Source organism: Shouchella sp. JSM 1781072, assembly GCF_041949915.1.
In the GTDB taxonomy this organism is placed as follows: Bacteria; Bacillota; Bacilli; order Bacillales; family Bacillaceae_D; genus Shouchella.
Window position 1 is genome coordinate 709,356 of the sequence record NZ_JBHFQE010000003.1, and the last position, 16,797, is coordinate 726,152.

At 41.0% G+C, this 16,797-nt stretch carries 16 protein-coding genes; 8 read left to right on the plus strand and 8 right to left on the minus strand.

Features of this window, described 5'->3' with window-relative positions:
* Positions 1-15 precede the first annotated feature (15 nt).
* On the plus strand, positions 16-813 hold the full coding sequence (locus ACE1TH_RS17540) for a glycosyltransferase family 2 protein (protein WP_375079624.1): 798 nt from the start codon (positions 16-18) through the stop codon (positions 811-813).
* Entirely contained in the window at positions 814-1,926 is a 1,113-nt protein-coding gene (locus ACE1TH_RS17545; RefSeq protein ID WP_375079625.1) for a glycosyltransferase, read from the plus strand.
* 10 nt (positions 1,927-1,936) lie between these two features.
* On the opposite strand, the gene ACE1TH_RS17550 is transcribed toward ACE1TH_RS17545, so the two are convergent.
* Entirely contained in the window at positions 1,937-2,281 is a 345-nt protein-coding gene (locus tag ACE1TH_RS17550; protein WP_099304713.1) for a hypothetical protein, read from the minus strand.
* 223 nt (positions 2,282-2,504) lie between these two features.
* Here ACE1TH_RS17550 and ACE1TH_RS17555 point away from each other — a divergent pair, with 223 nt between their 5' ends.
* From ACE1TH_RS17555 to ACE1TH_RS17575, 5 genes are all read left to right on the plus strand, one after another.
* Complete coding sequence (locus ACE1TH_RS17555; RefSeq protein WP_375079626.1) at positions 2,505-3,926, plus strand: O-antigen ligase family protein; 1,422 nt, start codon at positions 2,505-2,507, stop codon at positions 3,924-3,926.
* Positions 3,923-5,287 (plus strand): UDP-glucose dehydrogenase family protein, encoded by a 1,365-nt coding sequence (locus ACE1TH_RS17560; protein WP_375079627.1) that lies wholly within the window; start codon positions 3,923-3,925, stop codon positions 5,285-5,287. Before ACE1TH_RS17555 ends, ACE1TH_RS17560 begins: the two co-directional genes overlap by 4 nt.
* 12 nt (positions 5,288-5,299) lie before the next feature.
* A complete protein-coding gene (locus ACE1TH_RS17565; protein ID WP_255224267.1) occupies positions 5,300-5,683 on the plus strand; it encodes a hypothetical protein in 384 nt (127 codons plus the stop codon).
* A complete protein-coding gene (locus ACE1TH_RS17570) occupies positions 5,680-6,429 on the plus strand; it encodes a glycosyltransferase family 2 protein (RefSeq protein WP_099304718.1) in 750 nt (249 codons plus the stop codon). The genes ACE1TH_RS17565 and ACE1TH_RS17570 overlap by 4 nt, the downstream gene beginning before the upstream one ends.
* A gap of 105 nt (positions 6,430-6,534) precedes the next feature.
* A complete protein-coding gene (locus ACE1TH_RS17575; protein ID WP_375079628.1) occupies positions 6,535-7,572 on the plus strand; it encodes a glycosyltransferase family 4 protein in 1,038 nt (345 codons plus the stop codon).
* A gap of 70 nt (positions 7,573-7,642) precedes the next feature.
* Here the strand turns inward: ACE1TH_RS17575 and ACE1TH_RS17580 are convergent, their stop codons facing one another.
* The 5 genes from ACE1TH_RS17580 to ACE1TH_RS17600 all read right to left on the minus strand — a co-directional run bounded on the left by ACE1TH_RS17580 (position 7,643) and on the right by ACE1TH_RS17600 (position 13,420).
* Positions 7,643-8,497 carry a mechanosensitive ion channel family protein gene (locus ACE1TH_RS17580; RefSeq protein WP_099304720.1) on the minus strand — a complete coding sequence of 285 codons (855 nt, stop codon included), beginning with the start codon at positions 8,495-8,497 and terminating at the stop codon, positions 7,643-7,645.
* A gap of 28 nt (positions 8,498-8,525) precedes the next feature.
* Positions 8,526-9,389, minus strand: a complete 864-nt coding sequence (locus ACE1TH_RS17585; protein ID WP_099304722.1) for a GAF domain-containing protein — start codon at positions 9,387-9,389, stop codon at positions 8,526-8,528.
* 166 nt (positions 9,390-9,555) lie between these two features.
* Complete coding sequence (deoD, locus tag ACE1TH_RS17590) at positions 9,556-10,269, minus strand: purine-nucleoside phosphorylase (RefSeq protein ID WP_099304723.1); 714 nt, start codon at positions 10,267-10,269, stop codon at positions 9,556-9,558.
* Positions 10,270-10,438: 169 nt separating this feature from the next.
* On the minus strand, positions 10,439-11,422 hold the full coding sequence (locus tag ACE1TH_RS17595; RefSeq protein WP_099304725.1) for a ring-cleaving dioxygenase: 984 nt from the start codon (positions 11,420-11,422) through the stop codon (positions 10,439-10,441).
* Positions 11,423-11,572: 150 nt separating this feature from the next.
* On the minus strand, positions 11,573-13,420 hold the full coding sequence (locus ACE1TH_RS17600; RefSeq protein ID WP_375079629.1) for a UbiD family decarboxylase: 1,848 nt from the start codon (positions 13,418-13,420) through the stop codon (positions 11,573-11,575).
* A 190-nt stretch (positions 13,421-13,610) separates the two neighbouring features.
* On the opposite strand from ACE1TH_RS17600, the gene ACE1TH_RS17605 reads away from it, so the two are divergent.
* Positions 13,611-14,012 (plus strand): hypothetical protein, encoded by a 402-nt coding sequence (locus tag ACE1TH_RS17605; RefSeq protein WP_375079630.1) that lies wholly within the window; start codon positions 13,611-13,613, stop codon positions 14,010-14,012.
* Positions 14,013-14,052: 40 nt separating this feature from the next.
* Here the strand turns inward: ACE1TH_RS17605 and ACE1TH_RS17610 are convergent, their stop codons facing one another.
* Both ACE1TH_RS17610 and ACE1TH_RS17615 read right to left on the minus strand, forming a co-directional pair.
* Positions 14,053-15,984, minus strand: a complete 1,932-nt coding sequence (locus ACE1TH_RS17610; RefSeq protein WP_375079631.1) for an FtsX-like permease family protein — start codon at positions 15,982-15,984, stop codon at positions 14,053-14,055.
* Complete coding sequence (locus ACE1TH_RS17615; RefSeq protein WP_375079632.1) at positions 15,974-16,732, minus strand: ABC transporter ATP-binding protein; 759 nt, start codon at positions 16,730-16,732, stop codon at positions 15,974-15,976. Before ACE1TH_RS17615 ends, ACE1TH_RS17610 begins: the two co-directional genes overlap by 11 nt.
* Between the last annotated feature and the right edge of the window lie 65 nt (positions 16,733-16,797).

Genomic DNA, 16,797 nt, shown 5'->3' on the forward strand with positions numbered 1-16,797 from the left:
AAGGAGCGAACGAGCATGTTATCAATCATTATTCCTACATTAGGTCAGCGAGAGCAAGCTTTTACCCGTCTTCTCGATAGCCTTCAAGCACAAACAAAGACTGAAATGGAACTAGTCGTCGTCTCCCAAGCGAATCACGATAAGGTCAGTCGTTGGTTAGCCAACACCCCCCTTGCTCATATACACGTTCAAATGAAAGAGCGCGGCCTGTCAAAAGCGCGTAACCGTGGACTATCACACATTACTGGCGACATTGTAACGTTTTCCGATGACGATTGCTGGTATCCAGCGCATGCTGTTGCCACAGCTTATGAACGTATGGAGAATGGCGTAGATGCATGTTGTTTTCAAATTTATGACCCTGTTCGTAACGAGCCGTATAAACACTATCATTCTAAATCAGTAGCATCTGTAAAAGGGCGACGGATTTTTCGAACGTCGTCGATTGAATTATTTTTTCGAAAAGATTCCATTCAGACACTACGGTTCCATGAATCATTTGGATTAGGTAGTCGCTATCCAAGCGGTGAAGAGAATCTTTTTCTGAAGCAATTTATTAAAAACGATAAGCAACTCACCTACTACCCAGAAGTGATCGTCTATCACGAGAAGCCTACACCTCAATCCCGACTGTCGGAAAGCCAGCTTATAAGCAAGGGGCCACTTTTTAAAGCGATGTATAATGCGCCTGTTGGCTTTCTTTTTCTAACAGCTTTATTTGTTAAGAAAGCAAGATTTATCGATGGGTTTGCATCAAATTATGCGAAAGCAGTGAAAGAGCTAATTGTTTTTGCGAATCGAGAGGTGAAATAGATGAGGAGACTTGCCTTTATTCTTTACTCTTTTGATGCAGGTGGCGTTGAGCGTATGACGCTTCATCTAGCAGAGTATTTTATCAAGCACGGGTATCGTGTTGACCTTATTGTGATGAATCCAAAAGGCGAATACGCCGCCCATATTCCAGCTGGTGTCCGTGTAATCTCATTGTCAAAAAAGCAAGCAAAAGCCGCTGTTCCAGCAATGATTTCTTATTTTCGAAAGCAAAAGCCTGACATTATTTTTTCAGCGAAAGATTATTTAAATGTGCTCGTGATCTTTGCAAAAAAAGTTAGCAGGTCAAACGCAACGTTACTTGTCTCAAGCCGCGTTCATTTAAGTGAACAAGCCAGACAAAACCCTTCTTCCGAACAGATGATAAAATGGGTGAAGCGAACTTATCGCTACGCCGATCACGTCATTGGTGTTTCAAAAGGGGTCGCTGATGATATTCAAATGATCGCTGACTTACCGATTGTGCACACAATCTACAACCCTGTTGTAACAACTGAATTAACAATGAAAATGAATCGGCGTGTGGACCATCCCTTTTTTTCTATTCATGAGAAGAACGTGTTTCTTGCTGTCGGTAGACTTCATGAGCAAAAAGATTACCAAACCTTGATTGATGCGTTTGCTATCGTTCATGAACACTTACCCGATACGTGCTTACTTTTTGTTGGTGATGGTGATGAAAAAGAAGCTTTACAAAAGAAAGTAGCAAATCAGGGGCTAAACGATTGCGTTAGCTTTGTTGGGTATCAAAGCAATCCTTATTCGTATATGAAACAAGCCGATGTCTTTGTGCTTTCTTCTTTATACGAAGGGTTTGGCAACGTCATTGTAGAAGCGATGGCTGCCGGAACACAAGTTGTCTCAACGAACTGCCCAAGCGGCCCTAAAGAAATCCTTGCAAACGGCACTTATGGACACCTCGTTCCTGTTGGCGACGCACATGAACTCGCTATGGCAATGGAATGTGCCCTACTTCAGCCTATTTCTCCAGCAAAGTTACTAGAGCGCGCACAGCAATTTACGGTAGAGGCTTGTGCCGAACAGTATGCCCAACTTTGGTTTGACCATGAAAAAGAGTCTTCATCATTACGATGAAGACTTCTTTTTATGGAAAGGTCAGCGAATCTAATTTATGAAGGTTCTCTTCTTCTACCCAATCCGCTACGTATAATAGCTCATCTTCCACTGTATAGCGGTAGATTCGGTTATCAACTAGAAGGTAGCGCGTTTGGTCATGGGTGTCTAACCTCGTTTTAAATTCTTCATAAACCTGGCGATCTAGCTTTTGCTCCTCGCTGGCAAACGTTAAAAACTGCTCTTCCGATAAATGCTCAATATTATTACGTAAATAGCTATCTCCTTCTAAAGCTGATCGTACATCTAGCGTTTGATTGCCACACCCGATTAAAAAGATAAGCGAGAGAAGAACGATAATTTTTTTCACTTCCATTCACCCTCCATATAAATTCTCTCCTCACTATATCTTGATTTTCACAGAGATGATAGACCTCCCCTATTTGATTGTAAACGTAGAAATGACGCGTTTTAAAAAGGATGATCCTATTAAATCAACCTCTATGTCCATTTTCATTAAAATCGTAAAGGTCACTCCCCTACAATCTTAATCTTATCTTTAATAAGCCTTTATAAACGCCGTTATTTATCGTGTTACGATGACGGCAGTTCAATGTGAAAGGATTAATCGATCTATGCAGTCACTCATCTATCCAGTAACTCGTAGACGTACCATTCCTGTCTACGTAGCAATATCTTTTTACGCAAGTTGCGCACCCATTGCCGTCATTGGAACGTTCCAGCATCTATTGCCAATCCCTTCTTCTGTTTTGCTAACGTTCTTAACTTGTCTACTGTTTATCCTAGTTTTGATGACAGAACGAGAAGTATTGTCGCTCAAAGAAATGAATCGAATTGGTTTGCTAATGGTCGGAGCCGTTACTTTACCAGCTCTCCTTTCGCTTCTTGGGGTTGTCTTTGCTCTCAGTTCGATTCAATCCGCTGAGTACCTTGCTTATATGGAGCAGTCTTTACTGAATCGGCTGATTAACTTAACGATGTATTCACTTTTAAGCATCTGTCTTTTAACGTTTCTTTATAAAAATGCCCATCAAACGACAACATCACTTATGTATGGCTATACAATCGGCACGATTATTCTCACAGCTGGGGGCGTCTGGCAGTTTTTACACTTTACGATAGGCTATCCTATGCCAGGGTTTGAGACCCGTGCGTACGTACATAGCGTGAATAACGATGTGTTATTTAACTTTCGATTAACGTCTTTCACAGACGAACCTAGTTTTCTCGTGCCTTTTCTAATAGACGGATTAATTATTGGAGGCTTGCTCCTTACTAGAAAAACGTATATCGCCTTCGCCTCTTTTGCAGTGCTTGTATTGGTTTTATCGTTTTCCGTGAGTGGCTATATCAACTTAGCGATTGTCGGTCTTACAACCTTTCTTTTACTCGTATTGAGAAAAAATGTACCTAAAAAATTTTTCTTGAATGGCGCATTAAGTGCAATCGGGATCGCCCTTACAGCATTTACAGTTTTTCCACAACTGTTCACGGCACTCTTTATGCCAATTCTCGGTAGGCTTGATGGACTCTTTGATGTCATGCATCATAGCCGACTTTATATGTTAGTTTTTCCTTTCATTTGGCTGTTCGATTATTCGCCTTTTAATACTTTACTTGGATTTGGTCCTGGTAGTTATGACTTTTTAGCTCGGACAAAATTTCTCAGTCATCAAGGCGCTGTAAGTGGCACTTCGAACAATGTGTTTGTTGACTTGCTATTTGAACATGGCTTAGTAGGAGGGCTTATATTTACACTAGCGTTTTTAGTTGTTGCGACGTACTTGTGGAAAGCACGTAACAATCATCTGTATTACAGCGTCGCGTTCGTGCTCTGGATTCATTTAGGTGTTACAAGCCTTTATCGTGCTGACTTTGCTTCTCCTCGATTTTGGCTAATCATCGTCATCGTCGCCGGCCTCACTGAATTAGCACGTCAAAAGATCTCGATCGCAAGCCAAAAATCTACATTATTGAAAGCGAAGGTGACTACGTCATGAATGTATGTGTAATCGGAACAGGATATGTAGGACTTGTAACAGGGGTTTGCTTTAGTTCACTTGGTCATCACGTCATTTGTGTAGACCAAGATCACCATAAAGTACAAAGCTTACAGGATGGGGTTGTGCCGATTTATGAACCTGGCTTGAAAGAGCGTCTAGATCAGAATAGAAACGAGCAACGCCTTTCTTTTACAACTGATATGAAACGTGGGATGGCACAGGCAGAAGTAATCATTATCGCTGTTGGGACACCTGCAAACAAAGATGGCTCGGCAGACTTATCATTTATTAAACGTGTTTCGTTAGATATTGGTCATTATTTAACTCCAGGGGTAACAGTTGTCACAAAAAGTACGGTACCAATCGGGACAAATAGAAAGATTAAACAATGGATTGCATTTAGCTGTGGTCATCAGCAATTTTCGGTTGCATCGTGCCCGGAATTTTTAAGAGAGGGCAACGCCATAAAGGACACATTAGAAATGGAAAGAGCTGTGTTCGGCGTTGAAGATGCTGTTGCCGAAACCGTATTACGACAGCTGCATGAACCGATTCACACAATCATTGTTGTGACAAGTATTGAAACAGCAGAAGCCGCAAAGTATGCAGCAAATGCGTTTCTAGCAACCAAAATTAGTTTCATCAATGAAGTAGCAAACGTATGTGAAAATGTCGGGGCTGATATTGAGGCACTTGCTACTATTATGGGTCTTGATCACCGTATTGGTCCTTCCTATTTACAAGCAGGAGTGGGTTACGGAGGATCTTGCTTTCCAAAAGACACTCAAGCTTTCATTCGCGTTGCCCAACAAGCAGGCTACGACTTACAAATTGTACCTGCAGTTGAAAAAGTCAATCAAGAGCAGCGCCAACGTCTCTTCAATAAATTAAAAAACGTTTATTCTCCTTCTCTTGCAGGAAAGCGAGTGGCCATTCTAGGCCTAGCATTTAAGCCGGATACGGATGACATGAGAGCAGCGCCGTCTATCGATCTTGTAGAAGCTCTCCATCTTGCTGGCGCTACAACCGTCGGGTATGACCCAGTTGCTCAAAAACAAGCTCAACGTCTCCTTCCCAATCTAGTGCTAACATCTTCCTGGCAAGAAGCAGTCAAATCTGCAGACGCTGTCTTTCTTTTAACTGATTGGCCAGAGTTTAAAGCCATTGATTTAAATGAACTTAAGTCGCTTATGCATGAACCTATCGTGATAGATGGCCGTAATCTTTTCGCACCAGAAGAGATGTTGACGTACGGTTTTTATTACGACTCTATTGGTCGCACAAAAGTAGACGGACGATTTTTACCAGCAGCGAATGTGTTTTCAAAAGCCTTATATACACAAACAGGCACCAAGTAAGGAGGTCTTTCCTTGTTACGGAATATTGCCATTGGCGCAATCACTATCCTATTTTTAACAGGTTTCTTCTTCATCGATCGTAATAACGCCAATCCATACAAAGAGACCGACGAAGCCATCGATGACCAAACGATTGGGGAAATTAGACGGCATCACCTTGCAGCAACATTTGTAGCCAACCATGACGACGCTAGCAAACTGTCTCAACATGTTTCAGTGGATCTAACAGACGAAGAGCTGAACCAGTTCCTTTCCGTTCGAACGACAATTGATCCTGCCATTGTGACAGCAAACGAACAAGCTGTCACGTTAAGCTGGTCGAACACGCTCGTCGAATATAAAAAGGTTGAAAACCTATGGAAAATTACAACCGTTACGGAGGTCGATGAACAATGACAGCTCCTCTTGTTTCCATTGTTACACCTGTATATAATTGCGAGACGTTTTTGACAGAAACCATTGAGTCCATCCTTAATCAAACGTACGAAAATTGGGAATTATTACTTATCAATGATGCGTCTAGCGATCAAAGTAAAACCATCGCAGATCTGTTTCAGCAACAAGACCACCGCATCCATCTTTATCATTTACCACAAAATCGTGGAGCTGCTGTAGCACGAAACATTGGATTGCATCACGCTAACGGAAAGTACGTTGCATTTTTGGACGGTGACGACTTATGGCGACCTGAAAAACTTGCTCGACAAGTCCAGTTCATGGAAGAAAATGATTATGTCTTCACGTTTACAAGCTATCGCATCATTCGCGAAGACGGGCGCGAACGATCTAAGGTTGTACCAGCGCCTGAAAAAATTTCCTATGACCAACTCCTTGCCAATACCATTATTGGCTGTTTAACGGTTATGCTCAATCAAGAAGCATTAGGCAAGCTCGAAATGCCAACCATTCGAACAAGACAAGACTTCATGCTTTGGCTAAGCATTTTAAGAACAGGAACGATTGCATACGGCATGAACGAAGAACTTGCTGCATACCGCAAAGTAGGAAACTCAATATCGAGCAATAAATGGAAAGCTGCTAAACAAAATTGGGAGATTTATCGAAAGCACGAAGCACTACCCTTTGCAAAAGCATGCCTTGTCTTTTGTAGCTACGCTTGGAATGGGGTCAAAAAACTTTAACCACACATTACAATTTAGACGAAGCACAGTGAGGAGCACATCATGGACTCTCTAATTCTTGCATGCCTTATCAGCTTTATAAGTACGCTCATTCTTACCCCTTTTATGATCCGGTTTGCACATCGGTTTGGCTTTGTCGACAAACCGAATGAGCGCAAAGTTCATCAAAAAGCGATGCCACGAATTGGTGGCCTTGCGTTTATTCTTGGTACGCTTGTTGGTCTTCTGTTTGTGACAGATCGCCTGCAAGTCGATCTGAGAACAACACTATTTATTATCCTCGGCGCCTTACCATTAATCATAATCGGCTTAATCGATGACCGGTTTATTCTTAAAGCTAAATATAAACTACTGGCTCAACTCGTTTCAGCAGGTATTGTCGTCAGTTCCGGCTTAACGATTGAATTTATCTCCATCCCGTTTGGAGACAGAGTAGATTTCGGTTTTCTTAGCACAATTATTACGATCTTTTGGCTTGTTGCGATTATGAACTCCATTAATTTAATTGATGGTCTAGATGGACTAGCCGCAGGAGTCAGCGTGATCGCATTAACCACTATGCTTGTACTCGCTTCAGGAAATCCAGCTGCCTACGGGCTTGTGTTTGCGTTTGGCATCCCACTTATCGGGAGTGTCGGTGGTTTCTTGTTTTATAACTTTCACCCTGCAAAACTTTTTATGGGTGATACCGGTTCGCTCTTTCTCGGCTATATGATTGCGGTTCTATCAATCGTTGGATTATTTAAAAGCGTGACGATGGTAAGTTTAATTGTGCCAATCCTCATTTTAGGTGTGCCTATTATGGATACATTCTTTGCGATTATCCGGCGGAAATTAAACAGGCAAAGCATTGGTTCGGCAGACAAAGGGCACTTGCATCACTGTCTCTTGAAAAAAGGGTATGGCCATAAGCAAGTTGTTCTGACCATTTATGGAGTGAGTATTTTATTTGCGACTGCAGCCCTATTAATGACCATGTCCAACCTTTGGCTCTCGCTTCTGCTTCTCTTTGTTGTCACCGTACTCATTCAGCTCTTTGCTGAGCTTATTGGTCTAATTGGTGATAAACGACAGCCGTTATTGAACTTAATAAGACGAAGAGTCTTTAGAAAGACAACAAAAATGGCCATGAGAAGTAAATAAATTTAAGAGATCGTATTTCATTGTCAAAACCCCCTTGCAACATCATGCTGCAAGGGGGTCTTCTGTCTACTTATGCCTCTTTTTGGTGAACCGTTACTTGTTGGTATGGTACATCAATTCCTTTTTCATTAAAGGAATCGAGGATTGCTCGACGTATCTCACGCTCTACGCCCCACTGCATAACAGGCTTACACAAGGCAATCACACGGATGACAGCACCAGACTCACTAATATCTGTAACGCCCATCATATCTGGCTTTTCAATCATGTTTTCGTCTTTCTCGTAAACAACAAGACTCGCGTCCATAATGAGTTGTTGCAATTTCTCCAAATCATGCCCGTACGAGACGCGCATGTCTACAACTGCGTAGGAGTTTTCTTTGGAGTAGTTTTTCAAGTCTTCAATATGCCCATTTGGAATGATATTCACTTCGCCTGTCCAATCTTGAATCTTGGTTACTCTTAATCCAAAATCAATGACTGTTCCTGTGTACTGTCCGGTTGTAATATAGTCACCAACCGAGAATTGGTCTTCATACAAAATAAAGAATCCTGTAATCACATCTCGAACGACGTTTTGAGCACCGAAACCAATCGCAAGACCAAGTACACCTGCACCTACAAGAACAGATGCCAAGTTAAACCCAAGTTCATCCAATACAAGTAAGATCGCAATGAAATACACTACATTTGCTACAACACTATGTAAGAGCGATGTGAGCGTTTTGCTTCGTTGTTCAGAAACATTCACATACTTTCCATCACGCTTCTGTAAAACCCGTGAAATGACCCGCTTTAACACGCCTAACACAATACGAGCAAGAATTAAAATAACAATAACTTTTACAAGCGTACTTAAAACGGTTAGCCAGAACTCTGAATCTGAAAGCAGCTCATACGTAGAGTTCCATAAATCATCAAACATAAAAACCTCCTGCAAATCATAAGATCACTTATTCATTATCCTCATTTACATCTTTTAAAACATACCCGATATTCATTAACGCTGCTTCAATCGTTTTTACAAACGCCACATCTAATCCGACGAGTTGATCTCGAATATGATGTTCATGAGCAAGCTGAACGGGAACACCTGACAACATCACTTTTACACCCATTAATCGTAATGCTGATACAAGCGAATGAAGCAACTCTGCAAAACTTGATGCACTCTGCTTCACTTCAGATAGGTCGATAATAAAGTGATTCACACGATGATCAAGTGCATAATTCATCGTATCTTCTAAAATCTTCTTTCCTCGCTTTTTGTTAATGTTTCCTTGAACCGCTAAAATAGCTAAGCCTTTTCGTATCGGAATAATTGGAACGCTTAAAAGTTCAATGTCAGCAAACGTTTCATCAAGTTCAATAATATAAGAGAGCACATTCGCAATGGTTTTAAGAAATTCAATATCTTCATCACTGAATCGTTTTTCTTCATGATCCATGACGCAAAGGGTACCGAATGTATCGCCAGCCATACTCTTTAACTTTACACCCATAAACCCACGTACGTTCCATTCTCTAGCCGCGAGCTGATCTTGCGTGTGCGGGTTTGTCATAAGATTCTCGAATCTCGCGTAGTCTTTCTCATTTTCAAACACTTGTTTACAGCTAGATTGAACATAATCAAGCTCTAAGTCTTTAGAAAGAATCGTTTCTTCATCATTATAGGCATTTACGATTTTTATCGACTCGTTTTCTTTTCTTGCAATATAAGCGGTGTTCACCCCTAATTTATTGGAGATAAGCTTAAATAGTTTGTTGGATACTTCAATAACTGATTCATAACTTGATTCAAACTTCATGTCTTCCATATAATCTGCTCCTTTAAACCTAAAGCGGGATGTCTGATTTTCTTAGCTCCTTTCCCATACCCACATCTCGTTTTTTAAAACTTCTTTTTTAAATCATGCCCAATCAACGCTGGTGTTACGCATATAAAAAAGGTTTGGCATAAGCGCCAAACCTTCTTTTTATTTATTATTCACCTAGCTCTAACGCAATCTCCATCATTTTTGTAAATGATGTTTGGCGCTCTTCCGCTGTTGTTTCTTCTTGCTTATAAATGTGATCGCTGACCGTTAAGATACATAGCGCATTTACGCCTGCTTCAGCGGCATTCATATAAAGCGCTGCTGCTTCCATCTCGATGCCGAGGATGCCCATTTTACGCCATTTGTCATTTGCCTCTTTATCGGCGCTATAGAACGTATCGCTTGAAAGGATGTTTCCAACGTGCACTGGATATCCTTTTTCATCTGCAATTTGCTTTGATTTTTCAAGTAAAGAATATGAAGCGACAGGTGCATAGTGACCAGGAATATGATATTGACTCACATAGCTTGAGTTTGAAGAAGCACCCATTCCAATAATGATATCGTATAAATTTAAGTCATCTTGTAACGCACCGCAAGAACCGATACGAATTAGGTTTTTAACACCGTAAATGTTGATAAGTTCCCATGAGTAAATGCCCATTGAAGGCATCCCCATCCCTGTACCCATAACAGAAATCTTCTTTCCATTATATGTACCTGTGTACCCCAACATATTACGTACACTGTTGAACTGCTCGACATTTTCTAAGAACGTGTCTGCAATAAATTTTGCACGTAGCGGGTCACCAGGAAGAAGGACCGTTTCCGCGATCTCTCCTGTAGGGTTAATATGGGCTGTTTGTTTCATGTCTGACATGTCATTGCACTCCTTTTATTCATTTCCAGTCATTAGTATTGGCTAAAAAATCGTTTCCATTACTACATTAACAAATCCTTACACCCTAATCATAGCCAAACCCTACACAATTCGCAAAGATTTCAATGTTCATATGAAAAAACCTACCCTCAGAGGGTAGGTTTGGCCATTATTCGTATTCTTTTTCAATCGTTTTCGTGCTTCGAACCGTATCGATTGGTCGAACGGCACTTTCGATTTGCTCTCGCTGCGCCTCAAGAAATGGTGGGAGCGATAGTTTTTCACCAAGAGTTTCGTAAGGCTCATCTCCCATAAACCCAGGACCATCTGTAGCAAATTCAAATAATACTTGCGGAGAAACGCGCGCATACAGTGACTCAAAGAAATGACGGTTCACATAACCAGATGTTTGGAAGCCAAGAGATTCAAGATGCTTCGTCCACTCATCAAGTACAGCACGGTCTTCTACTCGGAATGCAGCGTGGTGAACAGTGCCATAACCTTGTTGCGCACGAGGCAGAATGGAATTATGTTCGACAACAATTTGTGCACCGTTTCCGCCTTCTCCAACTTCATATAAGAACCGAGAACCTTCATGCGCTATTTCTTTGAAGAAAAGCGCATTTTCAAGCACTTGTTTAAAGAAATCTACGTTCGCAACTCGAACAAAAATGGGGCCAAGTCCTGTAATCGCATACTCCAAGGGAACTGGACCATCTTGCCAAGGTACACCAGCCGCGACGCCTTTGTTGTGTTCATCAGAAATCAATTGATACTGCTGATCGTCAAAATCTACAAACGAAAGAGTTTTCTTTCCAAATTCTTCTTTTACACCTGTGTGCTTAACATTTAACCGATCAAAACGCTTTTCCCAGTAATCAATTGCTTCATCCGTGGGTACTCGAAATGATGTCTTAAAGATTTCGTCTGTTCCGTGTGACCCTTTAGGAATACCAGGGAAATCAAAGAACGTCATATCCGTTCCTGCATTTCCTTTATCATCCGCAAAAAACAAATGGTACGTTTGAATATCATCTTGGTTGACTGTCTTTTTCACTAGTCTCATACCAAGAGTATAAGTGAAAAACTCATAGTTCTTTTCTGCACTACTTGTAATTGCTGTTACGTGGTGAACACCTTTTAAATGATTCATATGAAAACCTCCTCAAAAAGTAAAATATCTCTAATTCAATTATAACTAATTCGAGATAAATGTCAATACATCGTTTTACGTTCACTTTTGTTACTATGTCCAACTTTTTAAAAAGAACTCTGACTACCTATAATAGCCAGAGACCTTCTTCTATACTTCTCCCACTTCTTCTTTCTTAGCAGCAAGTACGCCGCCTTCTTCAAAGAAACGATCAACACCCTTTTCCACCTCTTCATTTTCAACTAACGGCGGTGCGTGGTGCGGTTTTAACCGTGCATCAATGATGACTGCATCACAACCCCAATGTTTATGTTCGATGAACGCATTAACACCGTGAATATCATGAGATGGGTTGCTTCTTGTGAATGTTGCCCATAAGAAATTCTCCAATGATTCACTAAGAAATTCACTATCGTCACACACCACAATGAGTGGACTCCGCTCTACATTTACTTCACTCAATCCATTTGCTAATTGATTCATTTCTTCTTCAACCGACTCATACTCTTCAAAATCAGTCGTAAGCTCTACTGCAACAACACCTGGCATGACAAGATTTGCATCTTGAATGCCTTTAACCTGCTTCATTCCATTTGGCACTTGTTTACAAAGGTCCCGTTTCACATCACCATAAGCGGCAAAGGTCACTTTACTACCTCGATTTAAGCCTGTTCCGCTGTAATCGAGCGTATCAATGGTAGAGTTTGTTTGGAAGTGAAGGTCTCGCTTTAAATCAATACGCTCTAAAATGTATTGGATAAACGCTGCTTCATCATGTGTATGAATCGGCTCTTCGTCTTCTGCAGTTAGAAACAAATACTTCGCTAAGCTTAACTGGCCAAAACCTAAAATACGGTTTGCAATGGTTAGTAACTCGGTAGGCTCTTTCACCTTTTCATACGGGGTATAACGCTCACTCCCAATAGCAAATAAAAGCGGGTGAACCCCAGCTGCATCAATTGCATGTACTTCCTTCACACCTGGTAACTCTTGCGTTACCGCATCCCCTGTTATTTCATGAATTAACGCACCAAAGCTCGTATCTTCTTGCGGCGGACGGCCGACTACCGTAAATGGATAAATCGCGCCTTTTCTACCGTAGACTTTATGAACTTTCATTACTGGAAACTCATGCGTCAAGCTATAATAACCTAAATGATCGCCGAATGGCCCTTCTGGCTTCGTATCATCTGGATAAATTTCACCTGTAATTACAAAGTCGGCATCATGACTAATACAGTAGCCATCAACGTAACCATAGCGAAAGCGTCGATTTGCTAGCAAACCAGCAAACAACATTTCACTAAGCCCTTCTGGTAACGGCATAACCGCTGATAGTGTATGAGCTGGTGGACCACCAATGAAGATACTTACTTTAAGCGGCTCCCCACGCTTTACCGCTTTCGTTTGGTGAACACCTATGCCTCGTTGAATTTGATAATGCAACCCAACTTCTTTTCCGACCTCATACTCATTGCCATCAAGCTGAACGCGATACATGCCTAAATTGGCAGACATCATCCCCGGCTTGTCCGGATCTTCTGAATACACTTGCGGCAAGGTAATAAACGAACCCCCATCATCTGGCCACGATTGAATGAAGGGGATATCGGTTAATTCAATTTCTTCTAGTTTTGACCCATTTAAGCCTGGCTTTCTCATTGGCAACGCTGCTAGTGCTGAAAATCCATTGCCAATATGTTTAAACGGACTTTTCACAGCTTGCATCGGATCATCCCGAAGCGCAATAATGTTCTGCACCGAATCCCAGTTTTTTCGAAACATAAACTTACTTCGTTCAATGGAGCCAAAAAGATTTGCGACCGCAGGATACTTTGAGCCTTTTACATTCTCAAATAAGATTGCTGGTCCGCCCTCTTTGTATGCTCTACGCTGAATAGATGCCATCTCTAGGTAAGGATCAACCTCTTCTTTAATTCGCACAAGGTGACCATGTTGCTCTAGATCGAGCACGCATTCCTCTAAACTTTGATACATTACGCTACCTCCCAAAGAGCTTGTTCTTGCATCTATTATGCTTGCATTCACAAAAGCGAGTCAAACTTCAACCAATTTTCTTATTAGGAGAAAGACTTCACTTATAAAATATATCCTTTAATAATAATTTTTTATTGATAATCGATAAATATAGTCATACAATAAGAAAAAACAGAAAAGAGGAACCCTTTTGAGAAAAATGATCTTGGCTCTACTTATCCTGCCTCTACTTGCTAGTGGATGTATAAATCAATCTTTTATAGAAGAAGAAACGTTCATGTCCGTTACGATTGTCAATGAGTCAACTATTCCGATGTATGGATTTGAGATTGAATACGAAGATGGATTAGCTGGTGTCTCCAACGCAGATGAATCACCTATGAAAAAAGGGGAAGAAATGACGTTTGAATTTACAGAGGATAATGAGTGGGTATCTAGTGACGAACATGACTTCTCCTTCTTTCTTGTTGTCGACGAGGAATCGTACGATCTACAGCAAGTTTTTTCACTCGAAATCGTTGAGAATCGAGACCATCGCTTTCGGTTAGTAGGGGAAACACTCGAGGAAGCTCGGCTACAGCTAACGGATTAAATGCTAAAAAAGACAAGGGCGTCACCCTTGTCTTCTCGGCTTACAATGATTGATCAATGATTTTCTTTGAATGTGCAACAGAAAGAATGGCAAACACAGAATAGAGCGCAGTGTACACAATCATAACGATGAGCATCGGAATGTGCATTTCGTTTCCAAACATAAACCATCCCGAACGTACGGCAAAATAACTATGCAATAAACCGATTAATAACGGAATGCCGAAGTTGTAAAGTTGGCGCACTTTTAGCCCTTTGAGCAAATCTTTTTTCGTGAATCCAATTTTTCGTAAAATGGTATAGTCTGGTTGATCCGCTTCACTTTCATCCATTTGTTTAATATAAAGGATACAGCCTGACGTAAATAAAAACGCAAAACCAAGAAACCCTACGATAAACATGGTTAGCCCCATTTGTTGTTTTTGAGATTGCTCGCTTTCTAGCTGAGATATAGCCAACTCGTTAAATGAATGGGTGTTGTCCATAAACCAATTGTTTGCTTCTTCCAATTCAGATAGATCCGCAATATTTACGGCGTATTCAGTTCGTGGCGCTTCTTCCGAGTCCACATGTTGATACACCTCATCTGCCACAATTAGTGCAGGTAACCCACCGACTGTTAAGATATAGTTGACTACTGGCTCTTCGCCTTCCCCAATAAACGTCAAATCAATTTGATCTTCAGGCGTATGAATGGAGACCGTGCCGCTATCATTAAGCTCCATGACAACTTCTAAGACCGGCGCCATCGGTGTAAAAAATACATCCCCAGCTTGTACAGAGACTCCTTCTACGTCCTTGTCACTTATCATAGGGAGGAGCATCGCTTCCGTATCAACAAAAAAAGAATCATTCTCTTGAACAAAAAGATCGTCTACATCGGCATAAATTTCTTTTACTTCGGTTTCTTTTAACTCATACGCGATTTGTTCTCCATCTAGAAAATGGATAAGGTCCGTTCGATCTTGCTCATCTATAAAACCAAAATGATTTGGCGCATTAAATTGAGCATTCTCGCTTGCGGAATAGTAGGAAATATAGCTCAACGATAGTAAACCAATTGCTAGTGCAGAAACTGTTGTAATAATCGTTAACAACATCGCACTTGATTTCATCCGAAACATAATTGACGAGAGAGACAAGACTTTTGTGACAGACATATACCCTGCTTGTTTTTTACGGGCAAGTTTTGCCAAGAAGGAAACGGAACCTCGATAAGATAGATACGTTCCTAAAATAACGGCACCTAGCGTGTAGCCCATGCCTAAAAATAATGTTCCTGCAGTACTTGCAATGGCCTCACTAAAAAGAATCGTTGAAACGTAATAACCACTTCCAATAAGAAGAATGCCTAAGATGCCAATAATCACTTCCCAGACACTTAACTTCTTTACTACAATTTCAGTACGCTTTCGAAAATGAAACAGCTGCAGTATGGTACGACGTTTTAGGAAAAAGGCATTCGTCAGCATTACAAACAAGTAGATTCCTATAAACACCAGCAACGTCTGGAGAAAAGCTGTACCAGAAAAATGAAGCGAAACCACTTCTTCTACACCGATGATGTTTAATAATATCATCGTCACTAACTTTGATAACAAAAACCCAGCTGTAATGCCTACGACAAGAGCAATAAGGTAAAGGTACAGAATCTCTAGCTGTACGAGACGGAAAATACGCTGCTTTGTCATCCCAATTAATTGCAAAAGCCCTAACTCCTGACTTCGGCGCTTCATCATCAGGTTATTTGCATAAAGAAGGAAAAAAGCAATGATGAAAAATAACAGTACAGAAGCTATGCCAATACCAGCTGTACCACGCATCGTATCTTCAACGGCTTCCATTGCCGGCGCATACCGCAATGTGACAAACGCAAAATAAAGCGCCACACTAAAACTAATGGAGAAGAAGTACATCGCGTAAGTGCCTGCGTGTTTTTTTAAATTCTTAAGGGCTAGTGCATTACTCATCATGAACCCCGCCTAACACTGCTTGCGTTTGCATAATATCTTTAAAAAATGCCTTTTTTGATTGCCCACCTTTTGTTAATCTCGTAAAAATTTCACCGTCTTTAATGAACACGACACTTGATCCATAACTTGCTGCAGCCGGGTCATGGGTGACCATCATAATGGTTGCCTTGCGCTGTTCATTGAGCTGACTTAACTTTTCCAACAAGCTAGAGGCTGCTTTTGAATCAAGTGCGCCAGTCGGTTCATCAGCAAATATTATGCTCGGTTCATGGATAAAAGCTCTCGCTGCAGATGTTCGCTGTTTTTGTCCGCCTGATAATTCATTTGGATATTTATTTGCCAGCTCTTCAATTCCAAGCTGTTTTGCAATTGTCTCAAATCGGCTTGAGGCTTCCTTCTTACTCACCTTCTGAACCGTTAAAGGTAAAATAATATTTTCCTTTACAGTTAAAGAATCGAGCAAGTTGTATTCTTGAAAAATAAAGCCTAATTCTTTTTTTCGGAACTCAGCTAGATGTTTTTCCTTCATCCCTGTAAGTTCCATTCCGTTGGCTAAAATCGATCCGCCACTTGCCCGATCGATTGTCGACAATACGTTGAGCAACGTCGTCTTTCCAGAACCTGATGCACCCATAATACTGACAAATTCACCTTCGTAAATGCGCAGGTCGATCTTCTTTAGTACTTCTTGTTTATTCCACTTATTCCCGTAGCTTTTAGATAACTTATTTGCATGTAGAATTTCCACGTTAACACTCCTCTTTTATCCCTGTCTTTCTGTAACTTCAGTATAGGAGGATCTGCAAATAGAGT